Consider the following 25,509-nt stretch of genomic DNA (forward strand, 5'->3'; position numbering starts at 1 on the left):
ATTGCCTAGAACCGTGTTTCATACTCTAGCAGGACTCCTGTGCGATCGTTAAAGTCTTCATAGCTAGTCGTTCCGCGTACAGTGAACTGGTCACTCAAACGATAGCGAACATTAAACTGGAACGGCGAATCGTTCGTCAACACTTTGAGAACAGAGACTGAGATGTTGGAACTCACGTCGAATCCAATTTCTCCTCCAATATCTTCAGAATCGTTCACATCTCCACTACCTTCTGCCACCTGGAAGATTCTGAACTCGCTCAGAGGCACAGTATCGCCTAAAAAGTCGCGGACGCTGTTGAGTAATGCCGATCCCAAAAATGTTCCAATGCCCGTCAGCGCGTTGTCTCCGTCTTCTAAGGAACCGAGTGCACCAATTACATTGCCACTTAGCAGCGTCACAATCTCCTGATCGGAACGAGGTGGAGAACTACTCAATTCTAGATTCCTGCGTAAACTTGTCGGATCGCTAGCCAAATTGGCGAGATTGCTAGCGGGACCGGTATAGCGGGCATTAATCCGCACGAGGCGGTTCCCTTGCTGAGTTAAACCGATATTGCCAATTGGTGTATCGGCAACTTCGTTGCGTGGGAAGGGACTGTTATTGGTTTGAATTCCTGATGCAAAGGCTGAGGCATCGGGTAGCGATGTTTGTAAGGTGACATCCAGAATTGGATCAGTATCTCCGCGAAATTCAGCGCGATCGTTCTCCCCTGCCAGTCTCAAAGAAGCACCAAATAATCCCACCCGGCCAGATGGCAAGCGAATATTACCAGTTGGTCTGATATTGTTGATGCTTCCGTCTACTCTTAAACCACCTCGGGCATTGACATCTAAGAAAGACCCCAGCACAACATTGATGTTTCGGGTTAGCGCAATTCGTAAATTGTCGAATCGTAGCGGTGGAATAATACCGGGTTCTTCCGAACCTGAAGCTTCTGTGGTCGTCTGATTGTCGCCCTCAAGGATGGTGATTGTTCCTCTGGATAAATCAATTTCGCCTGAGAGCGCAGGGCCACTAAGTAGACTACCACCCAGCTGAATTTGCCCGTCCACTTGGCCTGCATAGAGACCTCGCACAGCCAGGTCAATATTATCTAGGGTGACAGCTAGCGGAGTGGAACGCAGGGCAAGCGAGGGGGGCGTGCCACTTTCGACATCGGGTATTTCGCCATCAGGACGATCACCATCAGGCACTTCAACATCCGATTCCTCAACATCGGGAATTTGGACATCAGGGACGTCAACGGCATTTTCGGCTGAAGGATCTGGCTCTGAGGGGGCTTCCGCATCCACGGCGTTACCCGATGTGTCGGCGTCCTCCGGGACTACCAGCGGAGTAATCAGCGGGAACGTGCCTCTGGCCGCTAGCTGTCCGTCACTAAATTGCCCTGTTAGCTCGTCCACAACGACTAGAAAGTCTTCACGGACAAGACGAACACGACCAGTGAGACCAGTGATGGGAGCACCCGGGAGATTTCGTACAGAAACCGTGGCCCCATTGAGCAAAACCAGCCCATCAAACCTTTCAGGAATTAGGCTTTCTTCAAAGTTGCCTTCAAGATTCAGGAGGAGACTGCCTTCACCAGATTCCCAAGCAATTTGACGAGTAAACAGGTTTAAGAGGGCAAAACCTTCGTCTTTCACATTGGCTTGAATGGAGAAACTTTGATCAGTGGGTTCGACCTCAACAAAATCTAATTGGTAAGGTACTCGGGCTGATAGCGTTAGCGGATCATCAGACCCGATTAGTAGCAGTTCGGCATCTAACCCAGCACGAGCATCCCTATAGGACAAATTAGCTCGTGCCCCATCAATGGGATTGTTATTGAGCGTGCCATTGACAACTTCAAAGTCTCCTGCCAAGTCTGGATCAGACAACCGCCCGCGTAGGGTTGCATTGCCGTTCAGCCGGCCACCCAAATCGAAGGGAAGATTAGCTAGATCTTTGACTTCATCAATAGGAACATTGACCACCTCCAAGTTCATGACCCGATCGCGCTGCTCTTCTGGATCGATCGCAAACTCACCGGTCAGGGCAATGTAAGCCGTTTCAGCATCGATTTCTGAGATGAACTGCACCGGAGATAAGGTGACCAATCCATCTTCATAGCTGCCTTGGGCAATCACAGAATCAGCGCTAAGAGCTGGTCCCCAGGTCCACGAGTTGCCTTCAATATCAAACTCAATTTCAACGTCGTCCGGTAGCGTTGCTGAAAAATTAACCTCTCCTTCAAAAGAACCTTCAAGTTCGCTCAGGGGAGGAATGGGTGCCCGCTCCGCCTGAATTTCGTCCTGGATTTGCAGCTCTCTAATTTCCGCTAGGCGGCGTAGCTGGTTCAGTAAGCTACCGTCAGGATCCCCGGCTGGTGTTGTGGCAAGAATGGCTTCAGCCTCTGCTTGGGATGCCGGAATGAAGCCCTCCTCAGGGGTAAGACCGCGCCTAAAATCAGCCAGCTCTTGAATTTTGAGAACAGTGAAAATGTCCCGCAATTCACCTTCCTCGGTTGACAACGTAGCCTGTAGTTGAGGTATTTGGTTAATGGCATAACGCCCAGATAAGTTGTAGGCTCGACTCTCTGTTATCACGCCCCGAGCATCTCGATCAGACAGGGTGAATTGAGCGTCGTTGAGTCGAGCAATGCCATTCATGTAGGAAAAGCCGCCTGCCAAGCTGTCGACGGTGTAGTAACTGATGCCTAGGTTGTCGATGTAGAACTGCCCAACGGTGTTGAGCGTATTGAGGTTGACGGTGGCGTTGGCAAAGGCCACTTGGCCGCGTAGAGGACCATAGGCTGAGTTTTCGGGAGGAATATTGAGGATTGAAATAGGAAAGTTGTAGAGCTGCGTTTCTAGAAGATCGCCTTCCGTTTCTCCGATCGCGATCGCGGCGACAGCCTCTCCCGTTGCTGGATCAACTTCGTTGATGTTAGTTGCTCGAATGGAGAAATCGATATCTCTGGCAGCGATATCGTAATCGATAAGGATCTCGTCTTCTTGACCGCTTAGCGCGACATTGATGCCGTCTTGAGTCGAAAAATCGATATCGCCAGTCAGCAACGGCTCGAACACCAAGTCATTTAAGGCGAGGTTGGCAAGTGCTAAGTTGCCATCCAAATTGAGGTTATTGGGAGTTCCCGTTAAACGCCCTTGAAAATCAGCCTGTCCTTGCAGTCCCACAACTGGCGGTAATGTGACGGGTAATGCTGCTAGCGCATAGTCCTCAGCTGCAATATTGAGATCGATAGCGGCAATGCTGGGTGCGCCACCGCCGGTGAAATCAGGAGTAATGGTGCCATCAGCCGAAAGTCCTGCCGTTTCCAGACTGTTCACCTGGAGCTGACGACCATCCCAAGCCAGATTGGTTTCGAGGGGCGATCGCGCTTGAGCTAAGTTTGGATTAATGGCAGCGGCAGTGGCTAATCCCTCAGACAGTCTGACGTTGGCCCGGCCTCGAATACCCGCCGGGGTGAGGTTATCTAGATTGCCCGCTAGCTGGAAGGTCGCTTCGCCTGTTCCCTGCAATTCTGCCGCTAGCTGCCTAAGCTGCACATTGGTAGCCCGACCATCAGCTTGCCAAGTGCCGTTTGCCAGAATGAAATCGCTGACCACGGTGCCGCCTGCGATCGCGGTCGATGCAGTGCCCTCTCCTTGAATCGCATCCAAACTGAAATTGTCTACGCTGCCTGACAGGCGGGCGTCAGCTGTCACGCTGTTGATGGGGGCATCAGGGGCAAACTGCCCAATGGGGAAATCACGAGTTTGAATGTCAGCGTTCCACAGACCATTGGCTAAGGCGACCTGACTGTTAAGCGTGCCACCTCGCAGGGACGTCGTAATATTGCCATCGCCCTGAATGCCGCGCAGAGAAAAGTCGTCTGTACGCCCCGCCAAGCGGACATCACCTCCCGCAGTGATACCCGCTAGTGAAGTATTAAAAACCCCCAGCTGTAGTCCCTGTGCGGCAACGTCGGCAGTCCACTGCCCTGCCGCCAGTGTCCCTGTCCCAGAGAGCGTCCCGCCAGCGATTTCAGCATTGCGAATGCGAACGGTGTTCGCTGCCACTTCCGCTGTGCCCCGAGTAGGGTAAGTGCCCTCAGGAGCGTCCCAAGACACAACTCCATTCAGGCCATCGAGGGGACCTGAAATATCCGCCTCCAGATCCACAGTGCCGATCACAAATTCTTCCGGTAAACCGTAGGGGCGTCCGATAGCATCTGCGGGCAAATTGCGGCCTTGTAAATTCAATGCCAAGGTGGCAGGCCGGGTAAAGTTAAAGCTGCCGTCCCCTGTCAGCACGCCCCCTACTAGAGGTTCGGCCTCTACATTGGACAAACTGATGGCATTGGAAGCATAGGTCAATTGCCCAGTAAGGTTGGCAAACTGAACTTTATCGAGCGTAACGACATCGGTTGAGAGAATTTGGCCTGAGACTGCGGGTTCTGCTAAGGGACCGGTGAGGCGAACGTCTTCAGCTTGAAGGGTACCTTCTGCTTCAATCGGGAGATCAAAGTTGAATGCACTGGCGATTTCGGGAATAGCGACAGGCGCGATTGTGCCTGTCAAATCGTAACCGTTGCGAAAGTCAATATCACCCTCAGCGCTGGCCGACAGTGCACCATAGTCTGCCCTTGTATTTTCTAGGGCCACCCGATTGCCCAAAAAGCGAGCTTGCGTCGCAATATCAGTAAATGGAGTAGCTAAGGCATTAAGCTTGAGTTCACCTTCCGTAAGTCTTGCTGTGCCCGTCAGAGTCGGCTCCTCCTGAGGAACAATTTCAACCTCCAAGTTGGCATCCAACAACCCTGAATCAATCGACAATGGCACATCCTGAGGCAAGCTAGTGAACAAGACCGGAGTGAGTACGGCAAGGTCGATCTGTTGAGCTTGAATCGCCAGATTAGCGTTGACCGCCCCGTCTGTTTCAGGGGATTCATCGTCGCCAAAATCAGGCTGCTGAACCACCCCGCTTACGTCTAAAGTGCCAGCGTTCTCAGGTTCAGCGGTCACATCAAAGGTAATCTCTTGAGCTTCTACCTGAGAGTCCTGATTCCGAAAATCGGCAGTGTCAACTTGATCAATCGTAATTTCGCCGTTAATCGCACCGATAGTTAATGGAATCGCAGTGGCATCGCTGCTGTAGGGCAATGCGGTTAACTCACCGGCTTCTAGCACAATAGTGGGATTGACTTGTAGAAAAGGATCTTCGTCCTCTTCGTCGTCATCTTCATCATCAAAATCGAAACTAATCCACTCGCCTTGGGCATTTTGCTCAACGTAGGCGACTGGATTGACAAAGGTGATTTGAGGTCTAATAGTGCGAGTTAGTAGCTGTAAAGGATTGAGATCGATTTCAACCGCTTCTACAAACAGCTCATCTGGGGCATCTTCTGTGGGGGGCATTGCTGACGGACCAAATCGCACTCCTGTCAGAGACGCTCGCTCAACTTCACCTAAATAAACGGGACGATCAAGGGTATCGCTGAGCTGTTCTGAAGCCCAAGGCGAAAGCCTTTCATTCACAAAAAACCAAGCCCACCATGCACCACCGGCAACACCTAAAGTCGCGATCGCGCCCAAAGTTAAGCCTGTCGTTGCCCAAAGACGACGACGTTTACTGGGTTGAGTTGATTGTGGTTCGCTCGGTGGCTCGTTGGTCATGACCCCACACACCTGCTCGTATGTCGCTCTGTATCCATCCTTAGCGTTGCCCAGACATCATAAAGGACATTACCCATTCTTGAGAGGTTCAACATCGTTTTTCATGCCTCGGCCACTTAATTTAAGCCAGTTTTTCTGCTGAGCTAGCCTAGCTGCACATAAGATACTTAAAATTAACAATTACGGATAAAAACGGATTAGAGACTCATGCAAGTCTACGTGCTCTTGTTCAACGCGGGGACCGACAATGAAGGAATTCACTCGTTGCAGGCGAATGGGCGAAATACAGTGCTGATGTTCGAAAACGAAGACGATGCAACCCGTTTCGGACTCATGTTAGAAGCACAGGATTTTCCAGTTCCGACTGTAGAGGAATTCGACCAGAGTGAGATTGAAGATTTCTGTTCTGAAGCCGGATTCGACTATAAGTTGATTCCTTCAGGAGCACTCATGGTTCCCCCAGAAAGCATTGTCAACAAAACAGACTGGGATCCAGACGGTGTCTACGAAGAGGAAGTTCCACCTACAGCTGATGAGTCTCGGTTGTCGAATGAAGAGTTGAATGATATCCGCCAACGATTAGAAAAGCTGCTCTAGGTTAAGCGTCCGGAGACGCAATAACGTAACTTGGCTTATTGAGCAGCCATACCCACGGCGTTTTCTGTGAGGACGTTCACGTTAGTCATGCACCAAGCAATGCGCTAGATTGATTCAGCCATAAGCACGATCAGAAGTAGAGTATCGTCAGGTGCGTTTACGTCGGCACCCTATCTATTCTTCAAAGGGCAACGCACCGCCAACCGTGGCATAGTGATCTGAGCGGTAAGTCGTGACTTTTCAGGAGAGTCTGGATAATGTCATCCCCTACACCCGATGCAGATAGATTGGTAGATCGAGGACATTTATTAACAGAGCAGGCGAACCCAGCCAGCCGCAACCTTGATCAACTCTCCCCTCTAGCATTTGTCGATTTGGTGAATGCAGAAGACCAAAAGACACTGAGCGCGATCGCAGGCGCGCGAGAAGACCTCGCTGAGGCGATCGCGCTCACAGCCGCCGCTCTGCGCGAAGGGGGACGGCTCTTTTACATTGGTGCAGGTACGAGTGGCAGATTAGGTGTTCTTGATGCGTCAGAATGTCCGCCAACCTTTTGTACGTCCCCTGAGTTGGTGCAGGGCATCATTGCGGGTGGCGCTGGAGCCTTGGTGCGGAGCTCCGAAGGTTTAGAAGACATTGCTGAGGATGGTGAAACTGTGATCCACGAGCACCGGCTCCATGAGCATGATGTGGTTGTTGGCATCACGGCTGGGGGCACGACGCCCTACGTTCACGGAGCTTTGAAAGCCGCTCAACAGCGGGGTGCCACTGCCATCTTCATGGCCTGTGTGCCTCAAGATCAGGTATCTACTGACTACGACGTCGATATTCGTTTGTTAGTTGGGCCAGAGATCTTAGCTGGATCGACACGCTTGAAAGCGGGCACTGCAACCAAGATGGCACTCAACATTCTGTCGACTGGCGTCATGGTGCAGCTAGGCAAGGTCTACGGCAACCGAATGGTAGACGTGTCGGTGACGAATACAAAGCTGCGCGATCGCGCTATTCGTATTCTCAAAGACCTAACAAACTTGGATCGAACTGCTGCAGGGGATCTGCTTGACCGCAGCGGGCAACGGGTGAAGCTAGCCTTACTTATGCATTGGGGAGACCTTACTCCCAACCAAGCAGAAGAGTGTCTGAACCGGCATCATGGGCAGCTTCGTCAGGCCGTGAATAGTCTTAAGGATCCAAAAAGATAGGAAGGAGTTAGTCATAAGCCGGGTTCTGTTCTTCCGAGGGATTCCCGAAAGGGCAATCATCTATCTAGGACGACTGTTACCAATCGCCTCATGCGGTACACCAATAGCGGGGCTGGAAAAAAGACCAACCGTGGCCCCTGCGACCTTGCTTCCAACCGGGGTTTACCGAGCCAGCACCTCTCGATGCTGCTGGTGCGCTCTTACCGCACCCTTGCACCCTTACCTGTAAAGGGTTGAAGGATAAAGGATAAGACGGAGTTCCGCCCTCTGCCTTCGACCTTCTGCCTTTCATCGGCGGTATGTTTCTGTGGCACTCTCCTCACGGTCACCCGCACTGGGCGTTACCCAGCAAGTCTGGTCCTTAGGAAGCCCGGACTTTCCTCAGGCTGGAAACCCAACCCGCGATCGCCTCACTAACTCCTTCCTGTTTCTAGTCTAAAAGCTAAAGCGTCCGCATCCTTCATCTTTTGCTATTCCCTAGGGCCTGTCGTCATTTAGATCTGCAATGCTTCAGCAATGACGGCTTCAGTCCCTAGTTTATGAATCTGGGGCGGGGTCATGCTTATGCCAAAAGACCTCTGGCATTCATTAATGACGCGCCCTATGTGAACGCGATCACAGGCTCATTTCCCGACTTCCTCCCAGTTACTCCTTAACCTTGCACCTATCACTTCACAGGAGCAACACCATGAAATCTCAAGTCTCTCAAACCTCGCTTCAGCGTCATTTTGAAGCTCAAATAACGCCTGGCGGTTTTGGTCGCCGACCGCTTAGACCTCGCCCCCAGTTGACTGCCAAGTGGGTGGTCGGTAAAGACGGTGAGCTGATCTGCCAGTGGACCCAACGATAGCTGCTTACGGTTGCTCAGACTTCTCAGGCAGGGTTTATGTCCCGCTGATGAACTGATCAGGAAAGGTTCAGGAGTGAACCTCACTATATAGCTTTAGCCATCTAGGCTTGTGCATCCATTAGCATCCGGGTGCTTAGCACATCGCCAGATGGCTCGCCGTCTTGTCCTAATGGAACTGGCAACAGCTATAGAACTCAAGACAGATGAAACCCTACCCATTCGGAGTGGCAATCTCATGAAACTCACGTATCGCGGCGTATCTTATGATGCTTTCATTGCCGGTCGTACCGCTACTGAAACCACCGAAATAGGTACCTTTCGAGGCAAGAACTACGCCATCAAACAGTCACCTCTTCGTTTCCAAAAACCTGCCGAGGAATTTGTTTACCGAGGTATTCGATATAGCCGATAGGGCTAGCACCTTTCGCTTTTCTCCCTTCTACAAAGGCAGCACACAAACCCTCCTCTGTCCTTCTCATCCAGTTAAATGAGAGGGACTTTTATGGATAGATTCGGTCTTCCTAATGTAGGCAAAGCTTCAGGGTTAACGGCTGAAAAATGAGCTTGAGTTCAATGCACTATTTTGCGATCGCCGACAAAACCATAAAAAAGTCACTTCAAAATAAAGTTACGCTTTTTGAAAGCAGGTCCGTCTTCAGATAGAAAAAGATGAGTCTATTTATCCTCAAAAAGACGTATGAAATCTCTATCTAAAGCTGATATTTCCTTTTTTAGGCGCAGTGGTATTGCCCTCTATCCTTAGATTCGATACGTTACTAACAAATAGAACGGTGAAGCAGGTTAAGACGAGCAGCTGTTTTGCCCGTATGAGCATAGTTGAATTAAGTTCTTTTGAAGTTTGAAGATAAGGAGGAAATTTATGGCTACTCAAATACCCGATAAAATGCCCAAGATCCCAGCAGCAGAGACAAGAGAAGTCTATGAGGAAAGAGTTAAGGCTGAACTAGATCGGCTAAATGCTCGCATTGATGAGTTTAAGGCAAAAGCGGATCAGGCTAAAGCTGAAGCCGAAATCAACTATCGCAATGCAATGGAAGAAATTACTGCCAAGCGAGACGCTTTAGCTCTTAAATGGGAAGAGATGAACTCCTCTGGAGAAGCGGCTTGGAAGGAATTGCAGAAAGGCTTTGAATCTGCTTGGAATGAGCTTGCTAATTCTTTTGAAAAAGCGTCTAAAAAGTTTGATTGGTAAAAGTTGATGACGCACTTAATCAGCCTAGTGCTGGTATTGGATACTACTGACATTGATTAATTAGTACTCAATCATCGAAAGTTGGAAGGTTTTTATCGAAACCTTCCTTTTTGTTATTTCAATCTACGGTTTGGAAATATGTCGCGTTGGTTATTATCAGTTGTTCGTTATCAAGTTTGTTAACTGTCTGGGTACAAACTGAGCAATCTGGCACGCTAAGCTAATGTCAGCAGTATTTGTCAATTTTTATGAAAACCGTCCCTACGCCTAAAACGTCTCCTTATCTTCAACTGCTCAATTGGATTTTTCGTCCGCTGGAGTACATGGAGGCGAATTTCCAGCGTTGTGGAGATTTGTTTTTGGCGCGATGGGGGATGCTGGAGTGGATCTTAGTGAGTCATCCAGACGCTCTAAAAACAATTCTGACTCAGGATAGCGGTGACGTAGTAAGCGCGCCGGGAGAAGTCAGTGCTATTCTCAAACCCTTGTTGGGAGACAATTCTGTCATTTTGCAAAGTGGTGACAAACATCGCCAGCGACGCAAGCTAATCATGCCGCCTTTTCACGGCGAACGATTGAAGGTCTACGCTGACTTGATCCAAAACATCACCCGATCGCTCATGGGCGAGATGAGGGATGGTCAAACTTTCCAGGCGAGAGACCTGACACAGAAACTTGCTATGCGGGTCATTTTGCAAGCGGTGTTTGGGCTGCATGAGGGCGATCGCTACCGCCGCTTAGAAACGCTGTTGGCAGAACGTTTGGATATGCTCAGCAGCCCAATTGCATCTACCCTGATCTTTTTCCCGGCGCTGCAAAGGAACTATGGCGCTTGGAGTCCAGGAGCCAAAATAGCTCAGCAGTCGCAAGAGATTGATTCGCTTCTCTATGCTGAAATCAAAGCCCGTAGAGCATCTCTAGATCCGACACGCAAAGACATCTTGTCCTTGCTGCTGCTGGCCAAGGATGACGCTGGCAACGGGTTGACTGATGAAGAACTGCGGGATGAACTGATGACGCTGCTGGTTGCAGGTCATGAAACGACCGCCACAGCCCTAGCCTGGAGCCTCTACTGGACCCACCATCACCCACAGATCAAGGAGAAAGTTCGGCAAGAAATTGAGGCAGACGGGGCCATTGATAATGCGATCGCCCTCACGAAGCTGCCTTACCTAGAAGCCGTTTGTAATGAAACGCTGCGCATTTATCCAGTGGCAATGCTGACTTTTGGTCGTATGATTCATCAGCCAATCACCCTGTTGGATTACACCCTTGATGAGCCGGGACGGTTGCTCGTTGGCTGCATTTATCTGCTCCACCGGCGAGAAGATCTTTACCCTCAACCTCAAGAATTTCGTCCCGAGCGTTTTCTGGAACGCCAATATTCGGCCTATGAGTTCATGCCCTTTGGAGGGGGAGCACGGCGCTGCATTGGCTATGCTCTAGCAATGTATGAACTGAAAATTGCGCTGGGGACGTTGCTGACTCACTACGATTTGGAGATGGCGAGCGATCGCCCCGTGCGTCCCGAACGTCGCGGCCTTACTTTGGGAATGAAGGGTGGCGTCGAGATGGTCTTCAAGGGCAAACGATCCGTTCCAACTCCAGCAATGGTCTAGCTCGAATGAAAAAGAACTAGGAGAACAGGGTTTAGGTTGCTGTGGCGGAGCAATAGGACAAAACCTGACGCCTCAACCCTGACTTCTCTGTAGCGGATACTCGACTCGGCACGTCTTTCTACTAGATACTAGAGTTAGCAGCTTAAACCATGCAGCACCATGAAAAAGCGCAGGCAGCCTTGGGGATGGATATTGGCCAGCATCCTAGCTTGGGGGGCAACGTTGGAACTGACTCGTTCAGCAACCCCACCTCCCGACGTGGATACAACAGGCGATGAAACGACAGAAACGGCTTTCTCTGAAGAAGATCCTCTAGGGACAGCTTTTGAAAACGCCATAAGAGCTGCCAATCTGGCTCAGTCTGCCGAAACGCCTGAGGATTGGAGTGCTGTCGCGATCGCTTGGTCCGCAGCAATTCAGGCTCTGCAAGCCGTTCCACCCGATAGCCCCGAATGGCTCTTTGCTCAGCGGAAAACCAGAGAATATTTAACGAATCAAGAGATCGCCCTGCAACGGGCGGAAGCCGCAGGGACCTCAGCTGTGTTTCCAACCCTCGGAAACCCGGTTTTGGATGAACAGCTGGCGGTGTATTTATCTTATGTAGCAACGTTTGGTCCCCCTGATGTGTTGGTCATTGGCAGTTCCCGAGCACTACAGGGATTGAATCCCCAGATTTTGCAGCAGCGTCTCAGCCAGCAAGGAATTGAATCGCCTCGGGCTTATACCTTTGCCGTGAACGGTGCAACGGCTCAGGTCGTGAGCTTTATTCTGCGACAGCTTTTGACGCAGGAACAGATGCCGGAAATGATTGTTTGGGCGGGCGGATCGCGCTCTTTTAATAGCGGTCGAGTGGATCGGACCTTTGCCAGAATTCTAGAATCACCAGGTTATGCTGCACTGCAGGCTGGCGATCGCCCTAAAATTGATGACCCGGAGGAAACAACCGATTCAGAAGACTCGGAAGACGATAAAAACAGTCTTTTACCAGTGACGACCATCAATAGCTATGGTTTTCTAAGGGTCAGTGATGTCTTTGAACCCAGTGTTTACTACCAAAACTTTCCTCGGGTTGCGGGCTTGTATGATTCTTCTTACCAGGCATTTAACTTGGATGGCGTGCAGACTATGTCTTTCAGGGCGATCGCTAATTTTGCTCAGGCCAACGATATTCCCTTGATCTTTGTCAATCTTCCGCTTAGCGCTGACTACCTTGATGAAACGCGCCTTTTCTATGAACAGCAGTTTCAGCAATACCTAGAAACGGAATCGCGCTCGGGTGGATTTACGGTCGTAGACCTGCTCCAAGAATGGCCTGATCGCAACAATATCTTTGCGGATCCCAGCCATCTTAATCAGGTTGGAGCCGCTCAGGTTGCGATGAAAATTGCTGCCGACCCCTCCATTCCCTGGGATCGTCTTAACGAGAGTGAGGCGTTGAGCGAGGCTGATGAAGAGGAAGCAGCAGAATAAACGGTCTTAGGACAAACATGAAACTGGCGACGCCATAACTTAGACTGCTCCCCTGAATTTTGTCCTCAACGGTTTGCTTTTGGCAAAACTAACTCTGCAACAGCGATCGCCAGCGTTTCGGGCTGTACGGGTTTAGTAATGTGTTTTTGAAAGCCACTGTCGAGCGCGTGCTGATAGTCTTCTTGACGAGCATAGGCTGTTAGGGCGATCGCAGGAATTGTTCCTCCCTGTTCGGGCGAGCGTGATCGCAGCTGTCGAATTAATGCATAACCATCCATATCAGGCATGCCGATATCACTGATTAAAATATCTGGGATAAACGTTTCGAGTGCGCTCAAGGCCGCTTTGGCAGACGTGAAAACGATCACCTCAGCCCCATATTGGCTCAGTATGACTTTCGTCATCTCCAACGAATCAGGACTGTCATCAACTGCAACGACTTGCACATGGCTGAGATCTACTTGCTCCTGAGAGAGCCGACTAGGCAACTGAGCCGTTGACGAGTCTTTCAGCAACGGGAGACTAACTGTAAAGGTGGCTCCATGCCCTTCGCCTAAACTAGCGGCTTTGATATTGCCGCCGTGAGCTTCTACCAAATAGCGAACGATCGCCAGCCCTAAGCCCAATCCACCAAACTGACGGGTGATGGAGGTATCTTCTTGGCGAAACGATTCAAAAATGTGAGGCAAGAAGTCTGGGGGAATTCCGATACCCGTATCTGACACAATGATGTGCGCCTGTTTTCGCTTGCGAACTAACTTGACCTCGATTCGCCCATTATTGGGTGTGAACTTGATGGCATTGGACAATAAATTCCAAACGACCTGCTGGAGTCTAGCCATATCTCCTTGGATCTGTCCCACGTCTGATAAGTCTAGGTGTATCTCGATCTCCTTCGCTTTGGCTGCTGACTTGACGGTTTCCAGAGCCGCTTCAATAACGGATATGGGGTCGACGGGGACGGTTTCTAGTTTGAGCTTGCCCCGTAAAATACGAGCAACATCCAATAAATCATCAATTAGTTGGCTCTGTAGCTTGGCGTTTCGTTCAATTGTTTCAAGGGCTTGAGCTGTCTTCTCAGCACTGAGTCGATTGGTTTGCAATAGACTGGCCCAGCCTAAGATCGGGTTGAGGGGCGATCGCAGTTCGTGAGAAAGAATAGCTAAAAACTCATCTTTAATACGATTGGCCCGCTCCGCATCTTCTCTAGCGGCTAGTTCTCGCTGAAGTGATTTCTCCCTTTCGGCTTCAATCTGCTTACGAGCGCTGATCTCCTTAAACAAAACGGCAACTCTATGATCTTCGGGAGCGGCAATTGGAAAAGCGTGCACCTCAAACCAACGATCTATTGCCTCGGCAGCGTTTTCAAAGCGCATCGGTTCGCCCGTAGCCACGATGCGCCCATAAATTTCAGGCCAATGGCTTTCCAGATTCGGAACCAACTGACGGGCTGTCTTACCGGCTGCTTGCTGAAGTCCGGTCTGACGCTCAAATGCAGGATTGACTTCTAGGAATAGATAGTCAACTGGCTGATTATCATCATCAAACAAGACTTCGATGACGCAGAAACCGTCTTCCATTGACTCAAAGAGCGTACGATAGCGTTCCTCTGATTGACTTAACGCAGTTTCCACCCGTTTTCGATCCGTCAAGTCAGTCAGTGCTCCTGGAAAGGCGATCGCCTTTCCAGCCAAGTCATATTCTGCTCGACCCCGTGCTAGAACCCATCGCTCTTCACCTCGGGCATTATGAACCCGAAACTCCGTTGAGTAATTTCCACGAGTGACGATCGCTCGACTAATGTCCGCTTCGACTTGGGGGCGATCGTCGGGGTGCATTGCGTCTAGAAACTTTTCGATAGGCAGACCTGTTTTTGCTTGATTGGGGTCAACACCAAACAGATCGGCGCAACTGCTATCCGTAGTCACCAGATTGTGTACAATGTCCCAGCGCCAAGTGGAAATAGCCCCTGCCAATAAAGCTGCTTCTAGCTGAATGTGAGCTTCCTTCAGAGCTAGCTCAGTGCGTTTGATATCGGTGACTTCTTCACAAACGGTACTAATTCCAATGATTTGATTTCCGTCCTTCAAAGGGACGAAGTTTTCCCGCCAGATACGCTTCACGCCTGGCGAAGCCGGAGTTTCACCCTCAATTTCAACGTTCAGAAGGGGTTCTCCATTTTGAAGAATGGGAAACAAAAACTGTTCCGCCTCATCGGCCAAATCAGGGAGCAGTTCACGAATGGTGTAGCCTAGATGGGCCTCAGCTGACGGACCGTTCATCTCTGCCAATCGTTGGTTGATCCGCACAAACCTGAGGTCTCGGTCAAACACTGCGAGGCCAATGGGGGCTGTTTGATAGATGGCTTCTAGCTCAGCGAGTTGCTGGCGTAATTTGACCTGATTCTCTTGTAATGAAGCTTCTGCCTGAATACGTTCGGTGATATCAACACCCGAGGGAATTAAATACTCGACTTGTCCGTCGGCATCAAATAAAGGAACTAACGCAAAATCAATGGTGATGAACCGATCAGGCCCTAATCGAATCCTGGCGTCGTAGCGCACCTTGTCTCCACTTGCAGCCCTCTGTATCGCCGTTCTGAGAAGCTGTTGCACACTCGCATCATAAGACCACCAATAGGTTTGCTCGAAAGGTTGACTCAAGACTTCAATGGGTTGCAGAGAGGCAGATACTAAAGCCATTTGATTGACTTCAATCAAAATTCCGTCTGGAGTCAACACACCAACAAAGCTTTGCAAGCTGTCCAGAACTCGCCGCAGATTCTTTTCATCGCTTTTCAACGCTGTTTCAGCCTGCTTGGATTGACAGTAAGTCTCCAACAGTCTATTTTCTTCCACCGTTGAAAACGGTTCGAGCGACTGTCGCTGAGGCAACGCTCCATTGCCGTCAGTTGGGCTACTGAGATAATCAATCCGAAAATCAACGATCTCGCCTGCATCATCTCGAATGGCTGAAAACACCCCACAGCAATTACCCTCATTTCCGGCAGGCAGTACAGAGAGTTCTGGATTAGAGAGATGATCGAACTGTAATTCAGTGCTTGTAACCGCAGTACGAAGTGCGTTGCATAGACTGTCCGGCGTCAATTGATCTTTGACGAGATAGTCAGCTGCACCCGCTTTAATGACTGCCACTGCCGTTTGAATATCCTCGTCGCCAATGACGATAATTGGAGGACGTATTGCTTTCCAATAGACTTTGATCTGAGCCAGCAGGTCTAGGCTGTCTTGCTTAGAAAAAGCTTCTATTAGAACGACATTGACCTCATGGAATCGGCGTTCTGCTAAGGAAAGACTATGCCGCTGCACCTCAACTAGTCGATAGGAAATGGTGGAGTCTTGTTGTAAGAAACGCTCATAGCTTTCGGTGAGTGTTTGAGCGCTACCAATAACCAGAATAGTCCGGTCAAGCCTAGTCATAGTGTTATTTGAGTCTCCAGAGACTAGTTATTTGCCAAGATATAGCGTTAGCCATTTAACTTAGTACGCCTAGAAGCTACTCAACTTAGCGCATAGCCGAATGGCTGACCGCCTTGGCCTAACGGAACTGGCGAGGGCTATAGCTCAAGATACATACACGTCATTTACTTTTACCATCTTCTAAATAGTGCTGAATCTATCTCATGGGGGATGTTATTCTCTCAGCCAGCATCGTTGCTGCGGGCTACTTTGCTATAGCTCTGGCCATCTAGACTTGTGTAACCCGATAGCGTCTGGTACCGCTACGCGGAATTCAAAATTCAAAATACTCTGCGAGAAGAGCAAAGCTCTACAAAACTAAGGCAGATAAGCTTTCTCAGTGTTTTAAATGGTGAGCCTATTCCTGCCGCAGTGTACTAGGTGCTTGACTCATAGCCCGATAGCTCACCGTCTTGGCCTAACGAAACTGATGACGGCTATTAAAGCCGCCTTAATGGTTTGCTGCTATTTTTCTAAGCGAATTGCGAACCACTGCATTGCCTGACCAGGCCGCAGTTCAAAGTCACAAGCAGTGGCAATCAAATACTTGGCCTGCTCCTGAATAGAGGAAAACTTCGCCAGGTCGCGAGGGAGATTAGATTGGCGATCGCTCAATATTTGCTCAAGCTTTTGGCGAAGTTCCTCAGCCGTTAAAATCTGCTCCTCTTCTCCCGGCATGAGCAGAACGAAGTATTCTTCTTCATACATCAATGAGTAGTCAGGCATGATGGGATTCCACTAACCAACTTCCTGAGAGGTCTTGACTTGAGGTTGGGCTTGAGGCTGGAACTGGAACAGGGTGTAGACAACATTTCGTCGGATGCCCGTCATCATATCCAGGAAGACCTCATAGCCTTCACTCTTGTATTCGATGAGGGGATCCTTCTGTCCATATCCTCGCAGACCTACCGTTTCTCGCAGGGCATCCATCTGCTGAAGATGTTCTCGCCAAAGGGTATCAATTTGCTGAAGGATGAAGAAGCGCTCAGCTTCTCGCATCAAACCCGGCTTCATTTGGTCTACCTGAGCCTCTTTCATGTCGTAAGCCGTGCGGACCTGCTCATGCAGAAACGTCTTGATCTCCCCAATCGAAAGATCCTCTAGCTGCTCTGGCTCCATGTCAGACAGCAGGTAAACAAATTCCTTCACCTTCTCAACCATTTCAGGCAGCTTCCATTCCTCGGATGGCAGCTCAGGGTTGATGTAGGCTTCCACGATGTCATCCATCGTGCGTTCAGCATAAGAGATAACTAATTCCTTTAGGTCTTGCCCTTCTAGGACGCGCCGCCGTTCAGCATAAATGGCTCGCCGCTGGTTGTTCATCACTTCGTCGTATTCGAATACCTGTTTACGAATGTCGTAGTAGTAGGTTTCGACTTTCTTCTGAGCGCCTTCGAGCGAGCGCGTCAGCATTCCCGATTCGATGGGCATGTCCTCTTCAACGCGGAACATGTTCATCAGACCAGCAACACGATCGCCCCCAAAAATCCGCAGCAGGTTATCTTCCAAACTCAGGAAGAATCGAGTAGAGCCTGGGTCGCCCTGTCGTCCAGCCCGACCCCGCAGTTGATTGTCAACCCGACGAGATTCGTGACGTTCTGTACCAATAACGTGCAGTCCACCTAGTTCAATCACTTTGTCGTGTTCGGCGTCAGTGAAGCGCTCGTACTCCGACAAAATTAGTGTGTAAACGTCTCGCAGTTTTTCGACAACCGGATCGTCAGTGGGTGCTTTCTCTGCCGCGATCGCCACTTTTTCCTCAGCTTCCAACTCCGGTAAACTGCGATCGCCATAGGTTTCGACCGCAAAATCCACGGCTTCTTTCAAAGCCCTTTCCGCCTCATTGGAAAGCTCAGTCGGGAAAATATCGGGTGAAGCCTTCCAAGTCTTCACTTTCTTCTTAGTGTCTCCAAAGCCTTGAGATTTAGTTCGTCCCTTAGTACCGGGGACCGAAACCATCATGTCATCTTCTTCGGGCTTCACAATTCGCGGCAGCAAGTATTCCCGAATCTTCAGACGCGCCATGTAGTCGGCGTTACCACCCAAGATAATATCTGTTCCGCGTCCTGCCATGTTGGTGGCGATCGTGACGGCCCCACCTCGACCCGCCTGTGCGACAATCTCAGCTTCCCGCTCTACATTCTCTGGCTTTGCGTTCAGCAGATTATGGGGAATTTCCTGTTCTGCTAGCAGAGTCGATAGCAATTCCGACTTTTCAACACTTGTGGTTCCAACCAAAACTGGGCGATCCGCTTCGTGCATTTCAGCACATTCGCTGGCAACAGCCTTCCACTTCGCCATCTCAGTTTTATAAACCACGTCAGCCAAGTCCCGCCGCCGAGAAGGCTTATTGGTCTCGATGACAGTGACTTCTAGGTCGTAGATCTTTTCAAATTCCGCTTCTTCCGTTTTGGCTGTCCCTGTCATACCGGACAACTTAGGATACAGCAAGAAGAAGTTTTGATAAGTAATGCTGGCTAGAGTCTGGGTTTCAGGCTGAATTTCAGTGTGCTCTTTGGCCTCAATGGCTTGGTGCAGTCCATCACTCCAGCGACGGCCCGGCATCACCCGCCCAGTAAATTCATCCACGATGACAACTTCGCCATTGCGAACAATGTAGTTGACATCTTTAGTAAACAGTTCCTTGGCCTTGATAGCATTGAAAACGTAGTGCGCCCAAGGATCTTTCGGGTCGAACAAGTCTTGTACGCCTAACAGTTCCTCAGCTCGGATAAAACCCTCATCGGTGAGCAATACATTGCGGGCCTTCTCATCGGTTTCGTAGTGATCTTCACCATTGAGAGCCGCTGCTACTTCTGCGGCCTGAGTATATTTTTCACTCGGACGTTCAACCTGACCTGAGATGATCAAAGGTGTCCGAGCTTCATCGATCAGGATGGAGTCAACTTCGTCAATGACGCAGAAATTGAAAGGACGCTGAACAACATCGGCGATCGCCGTTGCCATATTGTCCCTCAAGTAGTCAAAGCCAAATTCGCTGTTGGTGCCGTAAGTAATATCGCAGGCGTAGTTCTTCTTCCGCTCAGTCGGACTCATCCCCTGCTGAATCAGCCCCACATTCAATCCCAGAAAGCGGTGAACCTGTCCCATCCACTCGGCGTCCCGTCGGGCTAGATAGTCGTTCACCGTAACAACGTGGGCACCCTTGCCTGTCAGCGCGTTGAGATAGCTAGGTAGGGTGGCCACCAGTGTTTTACCCTCACCCGTCTTCATCTCGGCAATCTGCCCCTCGTGGAGCACCATGCCACCAATCATCTGAACATCGAAGTGGCGCATCCCTAGAACGCGCTTAGACGCTTCTCGCACCACTGCAAAAGCTTCAGGAAGAAGGTCATCTAGAGACTCACCTTTCTCCAAACGCTGCTTGAACTCACCCGTCTTAGCGGTTAGTTCTTCATCTGACAACGGCTGGATGTCTTCTTCCAGCAGGTTGATTTCCACTACGTCAGGTTTGTAGCGCTTGAGTTTGCGAACGTTTGGATCACCAAGCAGTGCTTTGAGCATATGTCCGGAGACGATTAATTAACTGAATCTTTAGTAAAACGAAAATTTCAAGGCTGCACAAGGGGCGATCGCCGCACCTTCAACTGAAATCACCTTTACTACATTAAATCGATACTACCACCTGACTCTATAAATCAGAGAACGCTGACTTTTCAAGATGTTTTAAGCCCTCCCTCTAAAATTCGTGCTTAAATGTGTTCAGTCTGAACATTCAAGTTTTAAAGATCAGGGTTTGCGAGTGCGCCATTTCTTCTCCAATGCTTCAACGAAGACGGTAGGGAGGTCCTTTGGGCTTCTGATGGACCGTTTTGGGGTGACTGGCGTATCAGCACGAAGACTAGGCTTTTTGAGACTTTGCCGAGGACGGCTGAGCACACGACGACGAAGATACGGCGTTTGATCTTAGAGTTTGGGCGGCTTTCCCCATGTCCAAATCGATCTAGCGCCAGTCTTCTGCTCTAGCGATGGTTAGCTTCGCTGGCATCATTGCGTCATTTTTGCTTGTCAGACAATATTTGGACAATTTTCTATGGACTGCAGCAACATTCAGTTTCAGTATGTTGACTTTCTGGAGACTGATCAGCTGAATCAGCTCATCGGCCTATTTGAAGCAGCTGCTTTCTGGGCCTGTGAGCGCGCTTCGGAAGATATGGCTATTGCGATCGCTCACAGCCATCCGGTTGTTATTGCTTGGGACAGCAACGAGCTTATTGGGTTTGCTCGCGCAACATCTGATGGCATTTATCGCGCCACCATTTGGGATGTGGTGATTCACCCTAACTATCAGGGTGCTGGTCTCGGACGCAAACTTGTACAAACGGTTTTGGGACATCCCCACATGAGCCGAATCGAGCGCGTTTACCTGATGACAACCCGCCAGCAAGCGTTTTATAAACGCATTGGATTTCAAGAGAATGAAACAACTACGATGGTTCTGTTTCATCAAGAAATTGAACCCGTGCCCGATTTCACAGTTGTTGAATCAGGCGTTGCATCTTCCAAAGGCTAGAGTTTATGAGCTTCGGAGTAAGCAGTCTCCCTCAAGACAACCCTTCACCTTGATGGTTTAGGAACTCAACTTTCTTAAAATCCGGCGTCCCAAGCTGGGCTTCGTTGGCTCAGTGCTGACCAGAGGACCTTCAAAGCTTGGACGCTGCTGGGGAGCATGTAAATAGCGATAGTGGAGAAAAGTATTGCGATAAGGAATATCGAGATTCTCACCTTCGCACAAACGAGCGATCAGCTTTGAGGAAATGCCAATGTAGTGTAGGTAAAGCAGCCGCAGATCGCCATCAAAAACGACGTTATCCCGTTCCTCAAAATGAGTTGAGGTCACAGAATTACCCGTACGTTCTTCCCTCGATAAAGCGATCGCCAAGTTAGCCGATTCTATGGGCCGTCGGAGGACAAAGTAGTTCAGAATGGTCTGATCAGGAGCCATCGGATAAAGGACTTCAGCTTCCCCCTGAGCAAGACGCTGAAGATACCATTCAATATCGTCTTGAGCAACGGCACCTAACTTGGCACCATAGAAACCTGAACAAAACGTTTTCATCTCCAGCGCTTTTTCAGAGAAAAGGCTTTTGAGTTTGGGGGAACTTAGATCGAAAACATGACTCAGGTTTTTGTACTGAAAGTCATAGGTTACCCAATCGACATAATCTAATGCTTTGAAAATGGTCTCAGGAGAGCTCAGCAAAAGCGTATCGGCGTCCATGTATATGAAGCGATCAAAAGGACCTTCAAAGGCACAGAAACGGCGATGGGTTCCCATTCGGTGAATGCCAGATTTTCCATTGATCGCCAACCATTTTTCAGCTGCTGTGGGATGATGGCTCCATATTTGATGGACCCATTGGTCCCAACGTTCAATGATCGCTTTCTCCTCGAATAGATGTAGGTGAGGACGAGATGCCGCTAGCTGTCTTAACTTATCTAAGCGATCGTCGTAAGGATAAATACAAACTGGAAAAGATTTGCCAGCATGAACTTCAATACTATTCAGAAGGGCAACAATTTGGTCATATACGTTGTCATTACCCAGCGTACAAATGCCGTCTATCATTGGGACTTTCTCCTGAAAAGTTATTAGGATTCCACTGTTTTTGGAACTAAATTGGTTCTAGATATAGCCGTCGCCAGTTTCGTTAGGTCAAGACGGCAAACCATCTGGCGATATGCTTAGCACCAGATGCTATTAGGTGCACTAGTCTAGATAACTAAAGTGATAGCTCAGGCGGTCAAAAACTTTTAGACAGCAATCAGGTATCCATAGCACAGTTAAAACAATCTAGTTAAAAGAAGTATGCCCTTAAATCTTCAATTAATGACGTTATGGAAATAGACGCTAGGAGTTACGAGTCTTGGTTTTCTCATTTTTATGGATCAAACTTAATAGTCTTGATTTTCAAGCACTTTGAGTGCCTCAAGAATATTCTGTGCCGATCGCTGAATATCATCTAAAACGAGTTCTCGTTCTTCATCAGTTTCCAGCAAATTATCAGAGATAAGGCTTAAAGCCCCCAGCATAGAATTCAGGTTAGTGCGCGCATAATAAGACGTTTCAGACAGCTTTTGTCCCCCTTTCTTGGTGGTCAAAAGCTGATCGCCAAATTGCATTTCACAGAGTTCACGATACTTTCCACCTAGGCTAAGCAGTTCTTCATGAGTGCCAACTTCCACTACTTTTCCCTGGTCCATTACGGCTATCTGATCCGCATTACGGACAGTGGAGAGTCGGTGAGCAATGACGAGGATCGTGCGGTCATGGCTGAGTTCATCGATCGCCTGCTGCACTAAGCGTTCTGAAACCGTGTCTAAAGCACTCGTGGCTTCATCCAGAATCAAAATTTCAGGATCTTGGAGAATAGCTCGGGCGATCGCCAATCTTTGACGTTGTCCACCTGATAGCATGACACCGCGATCGCCAATTAAGGTATCCCACTGCTGCGGCAGCTCTAGGATGAAATCGTAGGCATTTGCCCGCTTCGCCGCTGCAAAGATAGCCTGATCGCTAGCGTCTGGCTTGGGGTAGCAGATATTATTCCGCACGGTCTCATTGAACAAAAAGGTATCCTGGCTGACCACTCCCATTGACCGACGCAAACTTGCCAAGTCAAACATCTTCATATCAACACCATCAATCATGATGCAGCCCGCAGTTGGGTCATAGAAACGGGCTAGAAGATCCGCCAACGTAGACTTTCCAGAACCAGAACTACCCACTAATGCAAGCGTTTGACCTTTTGGCAAAGTCAAGCTCACTTGGCTGAGCACAAGCTTTTCATGGCTAGGGTAGTGAAAGGTAATATCCTTAAATTCAATGTTGTGTTCAAGTCCTTGAAAGCACGTTTGTCCTCGAAGCATAAAAGGTTTGTTATCGAGGCTGATAAAGTCTTGCATGACTTCAACACTGGCGGAAGAATTGCCCAGCTGATTGCGAATTGCGTTGAGCTGCCCCACAAAAGGCAGCATCCGAAACAGAATCACCAAATAGACCAGAAGAACCGCTGAAAAGGCATCTACCTTGTCAGCAAAAAATATTCTGGCAAAGAGAATAATGAGGATGACCGAAACAATTCCTGTAATTTCATTAATAGGCCCAATCGCAGCCGCATTCATCTGACTCTTAAATTCTGTTTTTTCTTGAGAAAAAATCAGGTGAACAAGCTTTTGATATTCTCGATTCTCAGTCCCTACAGTTCTAATAAGGCGCATGCCATTCAGAACTTCTAAGAGATGAACTGAGATGGCACGATTCGCTTCGCTGAGTTGACGGCCTAGCTTTTTAGCTCGACGATTGTATAGCTGACTGGGAAGCAGTGTGGCAGTTGCAACCAAGGTTGCAGCGATGGTTAGTGGCCACGAAAGCGAAACTAAAATCCCCAGAAAAACTAGGATAGTGATAACAACATTGATGGCTTTGACATAAGAGATGATAGCGTTCACAGCTCGATTGACTTCGACATTGAGGCGGCGGGTGATGTCTCCAATTTGCATCTGGTCAAAATAAGCCAGATCGACATCCATTAGCATCCTAAAACCATTGGCTCGAACGGTATTAACCAAACCTCGTCGAAGCGATACATTCGTCAGCGTATTGAGATAAGTGACCATCCCTTTCAAAACAATCGTTCCTAAAATTGCCAAGAGCATGACAGTCAAGCGATATTGCTCAGGAACGGCTTCAAACGGTTGGGTCAAATACTGCAATAGCTTGGGTAGGCTTTGATATTGAGCTTCTTGCCCTAACAGCTGTAATAAAATAGGAAAAATTAGAGCAATGTTAATTCCGTTAAATAAAGCTCCAGAAAAGCCGAGAAGAACGCTGAGAAAAATTCTTCCTGGAAATTGTCTAGCTAACTTAAGCATGAATTCATTCTGAGAATTCTGCTTCCGATCAAATGCATAAGATCGTTTTTTGCCGCTTACGATACTAGTCATTAATTTCCGAGTTTTCTTCAAAATTAACTAAAATAAATTTGAGGGCTTAATCTAACTAGCTGTGACGTTGTGCTTGACCAAGTAGGAGTCGAGCAGGGGCTTTAGAGTGTGACTCATGTTGAGAATACTAAAATTTTGCTGGCACCGAAAACGAGCAAGCTTTGCTTTTTCTAAAGCGGAAGAATAGGACGCAAAAACATGGTCAATTTTTTCTGCAAGTTGCTGAGGCGCATTAGGCTCCACTAAATAACCTGTTTGGCCCAGAATGTTGGGGATATCCCCCACATGACTCGCTACAATAGGCTTTGCCATTGACATCCCGTCCGTTAATTTGAGGGGAAATTGTGCTCTTGTTGCGGGATCATCTCGCTGTGGAACTACCACGATGTGAGCAGCTGCAATATGTCGGGGCATATCTTCATACTTGGCTTTGGGCAACTGAATAAGCCACCGCCCCCACCGCTGACGAAGATGCTTATCGTAGTCATCATAGGGACTACCACCGACAATGACGAGTCGTAAGTCAGGCTGGTTTAAGCGATCAAGGGCCGTCAAGACATCTTCGACGCCTTTGTAGGGTCTGGGCGCACCTGGAAACATCAGGACTCGATAATCCGAAAGCCCCAAAGCTGCACGGCAGGTTTCGGGATCATATTGGTCAGGATCGAACAACTCCGTATCTTTACCGTTGGGTAAATAAGTGCCCCCAAACCGATTTTGCAAAAACAAATTGTGCGTTGTGATGTGATCGGCACGATCCGTCCACTTTTCCATCCATTGGAGATAGAGGGGATGTTCTGGATTTCGCAGCGCTCCACCTGTCTTAAAGGTATCTCTGAACAATTGTTTGGGGGTAGGCCGATAGCGCCAGCTATCTCCTCCGTGCCAACTCAATTCCCAATCATCAATATCAAGCAGTAAGGGTTTGTGGTGACGCTGTCGATGGAGCAATGCGAGTCCGAAGCTGCCTGGCTTGAGCTTATAGGCATAGATCAAATCACCCGTCAGCGATCGCAACATCTGACGAGCGGAACGCCACAGGTGAACGCCTTGCTGAAGCGGAATGATGCGAATAGGAATATCATCCGACGTCCCTTTTAGGGAAGTCTCGTGGCTGAACCCAATAATTTCTGGCGTATATCCAGCCTGCTGAATAGCTTTAGCGAGCAAAAATGGACGTACTGCACCTGACCAACGTCCGGCACCTTTGCTGGAAAGATCGCTGACCAAGATTGAGATACGTGGGGATGCTGATCGTTGATCAGGCTTAGTAAGGGCAGTTGTCATCGTTTCCAGAGTCGGATTGGGTTCAATCGTTTCAGCATTGTGCAGTGCGATCGCCAAGCACAATGAGCAAATGGCTGCTAAGGGGGCTTGCTTTTGCCTCAGAACCTACGCATTTTGCTTCCAAATCCCTTTAGAAGAGGAATTATTGGAAACTGACCCTCGTA

Annotated in this window: 15 protein-coding genes and 1 other RNA gene; 8 read left to right on the top strand and 8 right to left on the bottom strand. The window is 49.1% G+C overall.

The window, feature by feature from the left end; genetic code table 11:
- Positions 1–5: 5 nt before the first annotated feature.
- Positions 6–5,660, bottom strand: coding sequence for a translocation/assembly module TamB domain-containing protein (locus tag PN498_RS12815; RefSeq protein WP_272063195.1), 5,655 nt, complete (start codon positions 5,658–5,660; stop codon positions 6–8).
- Positions 5,661–5,867: 207 nt separating this feature from the next.
- Between PN498_RS12815 and PN498_RS12820 the strand changes: the two genes are divergently transcribed.
- Entirely contained in the window at positions 5,868–6,257 is a 390-nt protein-coding gene (locus tag PN498_RS12820) for a DUF3110 domain-containing protein (protein WP_272063196.1), read from the top strand.
- A 257-nt stretch (positions 6,258–6,514) separates the two neighbouring features.
- Entirely contained in the window at positions 6,515–7,459 is a 945-nt protein-coding gene (gene murQ / locus PN498_RS12825; protein ID WP_272063197.1) for an N-acetylmuramic acid 6-phosphate etherase, read from the top strand.
- On the opposite strand, the gene rnpB is transcribed toward murQ, so the two are convergent.
- Positions 7,459–7,880: RNase P RNA component class A (rnpB, locus tag PN498_RS12830), an RNA gene on the bottom strand. The genes murQ and rnpB overlap by 1 nt on opposite strands.
- Before the next feature lie 267 nt (positions 7,881–8,147).
- On the opposite strand from rnpB, the gene PN498_RS12835 reads away from it, so the two are divergent.
- From PN498_RS12835 to PN498_RS12855, 5 genes are all read left to right on the top strand, one after another.
- Complete coding sequence (locus PN498_RS12835) at positions 8,148–8,309, top strand: hypothetical protein (protein WP_272063198.1); 162 nt, start codon at positions 8,148–8,150, stop codon at positions 8,307–8,309.
- A 148-nt stretch (positions 8,310–8,457) separates the two neighbouring features.
- Positions 8,458–8,721 carry a DUF4278 domain-containing protein gene (locus tag PN498_RS12840; RefSeq protein ID WP_272063199.1) on the top strand — a complete coding sequence of 88 codons (264 nt, stop codon included), beginning with the start codon at positions 8,458–8,460 and terminating at the stop codon, positions 8,719–8,721.
- Between the two features lie 468 nt (positions 8,722–9,189).
- Positions 9,190–9,522 (top strand): hypothetical protein, encoded by a 333-nt coding sequence (locus tag PN498_RS12845; protein ID WP_272063200.1) that lies wholly within the window; start codon positions 9,190–9,192, stop codon positions 9,520–9,522.
- A gap of 248 nt (positions 9,523–9,770) precedes the next feature.
- Entirely contained in the window at positions 9,771–11,141 is a 1,371-nt protein-coding gene (locus PN498_RS12850; protein ID WP_272063201.1) for a cytochrome P450, read from the top strand.
- 159 nt (positions 11,142–11,300) lie between these two features.
- Positions 11,301–12,611 (top strand): hypothetical protein, encoded by a 1,311-nt coding sequence (locus PN498_RS12855; protein ID WP_272063202.1) that lies wholly within the window; start codon positions 11,301–11,303, stop codon positions 12,609–12,611.
- A 65-nt stretch (positions 12,612–12,676) separates the two neighbouring features.
- Here PN498_RS12855 and PN498_RS12860 read toward each other — a convergent pair whose 3' ends face one another.
- The 3 genes from PN498_RS12860 to secA form a co-directional block, all read right to left on the bottom strand.
- Positions 12,677–16,051, bottom strand: coding sequence for a PAS domain-containing protein (locus PN498_RS12860; protein WP_272063203.1), 3,375 nt, complete (start codon positions 16,049–16,051; stop codon positions 12,677–12,679).
- 504 nt (positions 16,052–16,555) lie between these two features.
- On the bottom strand, positions 16,556–16,816 hold the full coding sequence (locus tag PN498_RS12865) for a chlororespiratory reduction protein 7 (protein ID WP_272063204.1): 261 nt from the start codon (positions 16,814–16,816) through the stop codon (positions 16,556–16,558).
- A 12-nt stretch (positions 16,817–16,828) separates the two neighbouring features.
- Positions 16,829–19,615, bottom strand: coding sequence for a preprotein translocase subunit SecA (gene secA, locus PN498_RS12870; RefSeq protein ID WP_272063205.1), 2,787 nt, complete (start codon positions 19,613–19,615; stop codon positions 16,829–16,831).
- A 529-nt stretch (positions 19,616–20,144) separates the two neighbouring features.
- On the opposite strand from secA, the gene PN498_RS12875 reads away from it, so the two are divergent.
- Positions 20,145–20,624 carry a GNAT family N-acetyltransferase gene (locus PN498_RS12875; RefSeq protein WP_272063206.1) on the top strand — a complete coding sequence of 160 codons (480 nt, stop codon included), beginning with the start codon at positions 20,145–20,147 and terminating at the stop codon, positions 20,622–20,624.
- Positions 20,625–20,681: 57 nt separating this feature from the next.
- On the opposite strand, the gene PN498_RS12880 is transcribed toward PN498_RS12875, so the two are convergent.
- The 3 genes from PN498_RS12880 to PN498_RS12890 all read right to left on the bottom strand — a co-directional run bounded on the left by PN498_RS12880 (position 20,682) and on the right by PN498_RS12890 (position 25,345).
- Positions 20,682–21,680, bottom strand: coding sequence for an Npun_R2821/Npun_R2822 family protein (locus PN498_RS12880; RefSeq protein WP_334312253.1), 999 nt, complete (start codon positions 21,678–21,680; stop codon positions 20,682–20,684).
- Between the two features lie 326 nt (positions 21,681–22,006).
- A complete protein-coding gene (locus PN498_RS12885; RefSeq protein WP_272063207.1) occupies positions 22,007–23,986 on the bottom strand; it encodes an ABC transporter ATP-binding protein in 1,980 nt (659 codons plus the stop codon).
- Positions 23,987–24,109: 123 nt separating this feature from the next.
- Positions 24,110–25,345: a glycosyltransferase family 4 protein gene (locus PN498_RS12890; protein WP_272063253.1), complete on the bottom strand. Its 1,236-nt coding sequence runs from the start codon at positions 25,343–25,345 to the stop codon at positions 24,110–24,112.
- Positions 25,346–25,509: the final 164 nt, after the last annotated feature.

It is taken from the genome of Oscillatoria sp. CS-180 (genome assembly GCF_028330965.1).
Taxonomy (GTDB): Bacteria; Cyanobacteriota; Cyanobacteriia; order Phormidesmidales; family Phormidesmidaceae; genus Halomicronema.